Source organism: Streptomyces sp. NH27 (assembly GCF_056859195.1).
Genome location: NZ_JACEGK010000480.1, coordinates 1 through 6,181 on the forward strand (window position 1 = coordinate 1; position 6,181 = coordinate 6,181).

A 6,181-nucleotide genomic window follows, 5' to 3' on the forward strand; every position below is an offset into this window, starting at 1 on the left:
AGTTCGGCCTGCTCGGCGACGGCGACGAGGCGGTCGGCGGTCTCTTGGCCGACCGCCCCGACGAGGCAGTCGAGGTTCGAGGCGATCAGGAGCCAGGAGCGCCGCGGGAGCAGGCTCAGGCGGGCGACGGCATCCGCGAGCGCTCCCGCCTCCAGAGCCATCATGGCCTGGACGTCGGCGGAGTCCGGGTTCAGCGGCACGGCGGCCTCGCGCACCAGGTCGACGGAGAGGGTCAGGTCGTCGATGACCGTGACGGCGGTGGTGTTCTCGATCATGCTCGGCTCGTAGCTGCCCCCGAGGTCGTGGGCCTGGTGGACGGTGATGTTCTCTTCGCAGTAGCCGGCGGCAAGGAGGCGGCGCAGCGCGGCGTAGGCGGTGTGGGTCTTGCCGGACCAGTGCGGTCCCAGCAGGAGCAGGCGGGCCGTGTCGCCGCCCAGGATGGTGGAGCACCACTGGGCGATGGCGGGGTGGTCGGTCTCGGCATCGCTGAACAGCGGCGGTACGACGGGCATCGGCACAGCGTATGTGGCCGCGTAGCTGGCGGTTGTGCTGGGTCTGATGCCGGGTGCTGTTGGCTGGCTGAGGTGGGGGCGGGCCCGGTCTGGTGTGGGTGAACTTCGTGCGTTGTCGCCCGCTTCCCGGTCGTGGCCGGGATGATGTGGGCACGTGCGTGGCCGCGGCGGCGGGAGCGGGGTTCAGAGTGAGCAGGTGGAGCAAGCAGCAGGACCGGCTGGTGGTACGGGCCGTCGGGCGTGCTCAGCGGCGCGGTGCCGGAGCCGGCTCGCCGCGTCGTCGCCTCCCGGGCGCTGCTGGCCGTCGAGGAGTGGGTTTTCCCGATGCACGAGGAGCTGGTGCTGGCGGAGAACGCGGACGCGGCGGCTCGAGGAGCCACCGAGGAGCAGTGGGCGGACGACGCTGCGGTACGTCGGTGGGTGAGCGAGACGCTGGCCGAGCACGCCTCGTCCTACAACGAGCTCCATGACGTGTGGGACGACGATCCGGAGTACGTCGAACCCCGTGGTGACCACCCGGTGTGGGCGCTGCTGGAGCTGTCCCCCTTCGCGCGGCGCCTGCGGCTGCTTCAGGAGGCGGCCGCGAAGACGCGGTCGGCCTGGGTGGCGACATCGGCGTCGGCGCGCACCAGATCGGGCACTGGGCGGCGAGCCGTTCCCTACCCAGGGAACGTGAACGGGAGGCGCTGGCCGGGGCGCTGGGGGTCCACCCGGCGTGGCTGCACGCTTCGCGCGATGAGCAGTCCGATGTGCAGCTGTACCGGTTCGCGTCCTGCCCGTGCGAGAAACCGACCGCCATGGCGCGCCTCGGGCTGGGACAGGAGGAGCCGGGCTGGTACGACAGCCCCGCCGAGCAGGATGCCGCCGTGCACTGGTGCGGCGGCTGCGGGCACTCCTGGGTGAAGGACACGGCCGGGTGGCTGCTGCCGCTGCCTCCCGGAGAGGAGCCGACACCGTCCGACGAGGACCTGGTCGCCCTCGGCCATCCCCTCAGCCGCAGCCCCTCGGTAACGCTCGACGAGCCGTGGCCCCGGGCACTGTGGCAGCCTCCGGCCGGCAGGAAGGGCCGCGCCCGCACCACCTACCCGGTCCCCGAACTGCTCACCCGGAAGCCGCAGGCCCTGCCCGTACGGCCGGCGGTCGCGCGCGTCGCCGTGCCGGCGCCGGTGTGGGGGGCCGTTCGGAGGAGCGGCTTGCCGCGAACGCGTCGTGGTGCCGCACGTGCCGTGCCCTGGCCCACGCGCCCACGGGGGCGGCCGGCGGCCCGTGGGTTCTGCTGCACCGCAGCGAGCCGGAACGTTACCTGAGCAGCTGGACCTACCCCACCGAGAAGGACGCTCTGCACCACGGCGCCCATCTGGCCATGACGTACCTGCAACTGGACGACGGTCCCCTCGACCGGGTGGCGCTGGACCTGTTCACCGGCCAGGCGCACGCCCAGGTCATCGACCGCTTCCTCGAACTGAACCCGGAGACAACCCAGTTCGAGGTCGCCGAACTCGTCCCGATGCGTGCTGACGAGTTCTGAGCGCCGACGCGCTCCCTTGGCCGCACCGGGTCGGGCGGAGGCTTCAGCCGTCGCCAGCCAGGCGATCCACGCGCCGTCCTGCGCCCGGCCCAGGTGGCGGTCCGGCGTGTGATCGGCGGCAGGGCGCGGATCTGGCCGTAGACACCGTGGCGGGCGGGACACGGCCGGGCCAGTTCCTCGGGGGTGAGCGCCGCGAGGTCGTCGGAAAGGCCATGGTTGGCCGCGGTCACACATGCCTGAGCGCCACAGCGACGGCGTCCCGGCGCGCGGCGCGCACCCCGACCCAGCGCAGGCCGCTGTCGTCCTGGTCGCCCGCTGGCCCGTCGAGGCACTGGCGCACCCGGTGCCCGTCGAGCTCGTCGAGCTCGTCGACGACGATCACGCCGATCCACTCCAGCATGCGAGAGGCGCTGTTGGTCATCTGGGTGACCTCGACCAGCGGACCGCCGCCGGGGACGGCATCCGTCAACCCGCTGACGGCCGCCGCGACGGCTTCCCTGCCCAGTCCCCTACTCCTCGGTCCTCGCCTGAGCCAGTGCTCCGGTCGCTCACCACGGCCTCCGGGCTGCCGCCGGCATGCGTCCGCCCCAAGCTCACGAGCTCACGCGAAGGATCCGATCGTCTCCCCGCGCTTGGTCCGTGCCGCTACGCTGGCGGCAGGCACACAGCCGCCGAAGGAGAGTGAGGACATGGCTTCGCACGAGGAGTGGACCGTGGACCGGCTCCAAGTTGCCCTGCCCCACAGCGCGCTCCGGCAGAAGCTGTTGGCGGACGTCAACTTGACCCCTCTCGAGGGCCTGCCCGCGCGGCTTGCGGGATGGGCCTCGGCGGCGGAGACGCTTGAGGCGGCCCGCCCCCGCATCGAGGCCGCGCGCGCCTATGTCAAGGAGCACGGCACCGTGCCGCCCGAGTACGAGACCGCCCCCGACATGACGGACACCGTCGTGGACGACGCTCAGGGGCGGCGGGGCGCCGCGTGACCTTCAGGCTCCACCTCCCGGCCGACCAGTACGACATCTACAAGGCGTTGTCCGACGAGGCGCGCCGCGACATCGCGGTGTGCCTCGTCGACGCCGTTCAGGACCCGCTGGCGGCCAGTGAGCCGTACGGGGAGGACGACGGGATCGTCCGGACGGTCGCTCGAGGCCGTGCTGCCGTCGTCATCCTGATCAACGAGCAGACGAACACCATCACCGTGCTGGCGATCGCCTACGCGGGCTGAAGCCGACCCGCCGGAGCGTGCCCGCGGGCGGCCGGACCGTTCTCAGCTGGGGATGCGGATGCCCAGGCTGGCCGCCAGATCACCCATGCTGCCCAGAGGGCGCCCCCAGCGGCCGGTCGCGGCGTACTGCCGCAGAACGGGTTCGATCGTGGCAGCGGCGTTGCGGGTGACGCCGTCGGTGAGCGTGACGCGGTGGCAGATGGGGCTGCCTCCCTCGGCGGAGTAATCGGTGTACTTGCCGTCTTCGTGGCGCAGGAGAGCGGGGTCGACGTCGATGAGCCCGAAGGCCTCAAGGGTCTCGTGGGTCTCGTACGCGTCGCGGCCGAGGCCGAAATGGCCGGCGCGCTCGACGCCCGTGACGTACGGCTCGTCGTGCTCGGGGTTCTGGGTCACGTCCAGCCACATCAGGTAGGCGACGGTCTCGCTGGGGGTGAGCAGGTTGACCCAGCCGCAGGTGAAGAACTCCACGGGGACGTCGATGCCGGGGGCGTCGGCGCGGGGCACCTTGTAGGGGATCGGGGCGGCGTCGGTGCTGGCGCCGCTGTCGCACAGCAGCCGGAAGTCCTGGAAGGGACGGGATGTGCCGGCGTTGGGGAACTCCAGGAGGTGCTGGTCGCGCAGCTTCTTGAGGGCCTCGTTGATCTGGCGCGCCTTGTTGACCCGGGGGCTGGCGACGCGGCGTCCGCCGGGGGTGTGGCGGGCGTGCGCACCGATCAGCCCCATCCAGGACAGGGGCTGGGTGCCGTCCGGCTCGATCGGGATGCGGTTGGGCCACTGCCGGCCGGGGGCGGCCTGGCAGTGCGCGGCGAACAGCAGGATGAGGTGGAGCCGGCCGGCGACACCTCGGGGAGCGATGAGGCGCGCAGCGGGGGGCTGCTCGTCGCGCGGCAGTCCGTTGCGTTCACGGTCGACGGGACGGGGGACGTCGTGGCGCACGTAGGTGCGGCGCAGCCGGACGTTCGGGTGGAGGAGCACACCGTCATCACCTCCATCCCCCTCACCCCGCAGCAGCTGCCCGGTCCCGGGCAAGCCACGGCGACTGCCCCACCCAGTGGGTCCCGGTTCTTCCACCTCTTCCGAGGGCCCGCCGTACTGTCCACCGGCGACGCGGTCCGCGAGCACCTCCAGCGCCTCCAGAACGAGCACGACCAGCGGCACCGCCCGCAGTGGCGCCCGGACGCCGAGCACAACCCGGACATCTACCAGTGCGCGGCCTGCGCACCGGGGCCGCTCGACCTCGGGCTCTTCGAAGTGGTCATCGAGCGGACCTTCTACGACATCACGCCGAGCCAGCTGCCCGATTTCGCATACGAGCTGGGGCAGACCGCCGCCTTCGAGCGCATCACTCTGGCCGCGCAGCTCGGGGCCGTCCCGGCAACGACCCGCTGATGCCCCGACGCCCAGATCCGTACGGAGCCGACATGACGCACCGTCCCTTCCTACCGGAGGACTTCGAGGACGCGGACTGCGAGGAGTGCGACGCGCCCGCCGGGGCGTACTGCCGGCCCGGGTGTGCTTCGGGCTATCCCGCCGCATACGCCACCGTCCAGCCGCCCGCTGCCGAAGGCCCCGCCGAGGCGTGAGCCCGAACAGCCCATCGCCCCGGGCCACCGGCGGCACCCGCCACGCCGGGCCCGCCGGCCAGCTGCTGAAGGAACCCACCACCGTGAAGATCGCCCATGACGTCCTGGACGCACTCGCGCAGGCCACCACCGACGGGAGCGCTCTGCGTCTGTCCGGTCGGATCGACCCGAACCTCTACACCCGCTGCGACAAGGTGTTGCGGGCCGCCTGCGGGCAGTGGAGCCGCCGCGCCCAAGCACATCTGTTCCCGGAGGACCCCGCCCCGCTGCCGAAGCAGGTCCTCGCCACGGGGCAGCTCGCCGCCCCCGGACGTCGGCTACTTCCCCACCCCTCTGCCGGTGGTCCGTCGGCTCATCGAACGCGCGCCTCCGTCCCGGCCCCGAAGTCCTCGAACCGTCCGCAGGGCGTGGCGCGATCGCCCGCGCAGCGCGGCGGCAGGGTGCCTCGTGGACTGCGTCGAGCTGCTCGACGACAACGTCCGGGCCCTCACCGAGAGCGGAACCGCCAGGACGGTGACCGCCGGCGACTTCCTCGGCCTCGATCCCGAGCCGGCCTACGACAGGGTCGTCATGAACACCCGCCCTTCGCCCACGATCTCGCGCACATCGCCCACGCACGCGCCTTCCTGAAGCCGGACGGGCTGCCGGTCACCGTGATGTCCGCGGGCGTCACCGACCACGCCACCCAGGCGGCGCGGCAGTTCCGCGCCCAGGTCGAAGTTGGCGCGGCCAGATGGAGGAGCTGCCCCGGGGGATGTTCAAGGACAGCGGCACCATGGTCCGGTCCCTGCTCGCCGCCCTGCCGGCCCTCGCTGGACGGGCTCGCTCCCGGCTCCCGCCGCGGCGCCGACCGTTTCGCCTCCCGTCGAACATCTGCGACCGCCACTCGACATCGCGCAGGACATCGTCACCGGGCTGAGCAAGTCGCTGGACGTCGCCGTGGCCCTGCGCGACAGACTCCGCGGCCGGCCTGCGCAGCGCTGACCGGCATCGCCCCGGTACCACGGCCACGTCCCTGCCAGTCGCGCGGACAACCGGCGCGGCGCGGTGATGGCGCGGGGGGGCGGGGCTGCCCGGGTCGCGGGGCTGGTCATCCGCTCCAGGGGACCCGGGCGAGAACGAGTCCGCGCACGTCGGCGGCGCCGGAGGCGCGGAGCCGGAGCGCGACGTGCTGGAGCTGAGACCCGCTGGTGAGGACGTCATCGACGAGGAGGACCGTGGCGCCCTTGATGTCGCCCGTGTCCCCGGTCCACGTCAGGGCGGCGGCGTGCGCGGCGGCGGCCGTGCGCTTGTCGTCCAGGTTCTTGTTGGCCGAGCGGGGCGTCTCGGCCGTCTT

General features: G+C 72.6%; 10 protein-coding genes. 6 read left to right on the forward strand and 4 right to left on the reverse strand.

Going from position 1 to position 6,181, the window contains the following annotated elements; all coding sequences use genetic code 11:
• Positions 1-512 (reverse strand): hypothetical protein (locus tag AC13HU_RS29760; RefSeq protein WP_483045073.1); only part of this gene is annotated, 512 nt, incomplete at its 3' end.
• 1,168 nt (positions 513-1,680) lie between these two features.
• Between AC13HU_RS29760 and AC13HU_RS29765 the strand changes: the two genes are divergently transcribed.
• Positions 1,681-2,040, forward strand: a complete 360-nt coding sequence (locus AC13HU_RS29765; RefSeq protein ID WP_483045074.1) for a hypothetical protein — start codon at positions 1,681-1,683, stop codon at positions 2,038-2,040.
• Positions 2,041-2,266: 226 nt separating this feature from the next.
• Here AC13HU_RS29765 and AC13HU_RS29770 read toward each other — a convergent pair whose 3' ends face one another.
• Positions 2,267-2,509, reverse strand: a complete 243-nt coding sequence (locus AC13HU_RS29770) for a hypothetical protein (protein WP_483045075.1) — start codon at positions 2,507-2,509, stop codon at positions 2,267-2,269.
• Positions 2,510-2,729: 220 nt separating this feature from the next.
• On the opposite strand from AC13HU_RS29770, the gene AC13HU_RS29775 reads away from it, so the two are divergent.
• A complete protein-coding gene (locus AC13HU_RS29775; protein ID WP_483045076.1) occupies positions 2,730-3,020 on the forward strand; it encodes a hypothetical protein in 291 nt (96 codons plus the stop codon).
• Positions 3,017-3,262, forward strand: coding sequence for a hypothetical protein (locus AC13HU_RS29780; RefSeq protein ID WP_483045077.1), 246 nt, complete (start codon positions 3,017-3,019; stop codon positions 3,260-3,262). Before AC13HU_RS29775 ends, AC13HU_RS29780 begins: the two co-directional genes overlap by 4 nt.
• Before the next feature lie 42 nt (positions 3,263-3,304).
• Here the strand turns inward: AC13HU_RS29780 and AC13HU_RS29785 are convergent, their stop codons facing one another.
• Entirely contained in the window at positions 3,305-4,237 is a 933-nt protein-coding gene (locus AC13HU_RS29785; RefSeq protein WP_483045078.1) for a hypothetical protein, read from the reverse strand.
• On the opposite strand from AC13HU_RS29785, the gene AC13HU_RS29790 reads away from it, so the two are divergent.
• From AC13HU_RS29790 to AC13HU_RS29800, 3 genes are all read left to right on the forward strand, one after another.
• On the forward strand, positions 4,226-4,651 hold the full coding sequence (locus AC13HU_RS29790) for a hypothetical protein (protein WP_483045079.1): 426 nt from the start codon (positions 4,226-4,228) through the stop codon (positions 4,649-4,651). The genes AC13HU_RS29785 and AC13HU_RS29790 overlap by 12 nt on opposite strands.
• A gap of 32 nt (positions 4,652-4,683) precedes the next feature.
• Positions 4,684-4,845 carry a hypothetical protein gene (locus AC13HU_RS29795; RefSeq protein ID WP_483045080.1) on the forward strand — a complete coding sequence of 54 codons (162 nt, stop codon included), beginning with the start codon at positions 4,684-4,686 and terminating at the stop codon, positions 4,843-4,845.
• 447 nt (positions 4,846-5,292) lie between these two features.
• Positions 5,293-5,475, forward strand: coding sequence for a hypothetical protein (locus tag AC13HU_RS29800; RefSeq protein WP_483045081.1), 183 nt, complete (start codon positions 5,293-5,295; stop codon positions 5,473-5,475).
• A gap of 460 nt (positions 5,476-5,935) precedes the next feature.
• Here the strand turns inward: AC13HU_RS29800 and AC13HU_RS29805 are convergent.
• On the reverse strand, positions 5,936-6,181 hold a 246-nt coding region (locus AC13HU_RS29805; protein ID WP_483045082.1), incomplete at its 5' end, for a ComF family protein.

What these genes read in the sequence shown, in the direction of transcription:
- AC13HU_RS29775 (WP_483045076.1), top strand. Translation starts at nt 2,730, where the DNA reads ATGGCTTCGCACGAGGAGTGGACCGTGGACCGGCTCCAAGTTGCCCTG.
- AC13HU_RS29795 (WP_483045080.1), top strand. Translation starts at nt 4,684, where the DNA reads ATGACGCACCGTCCCTTCCTACCGGAGGACTTCGAGGACGCGGACTGC.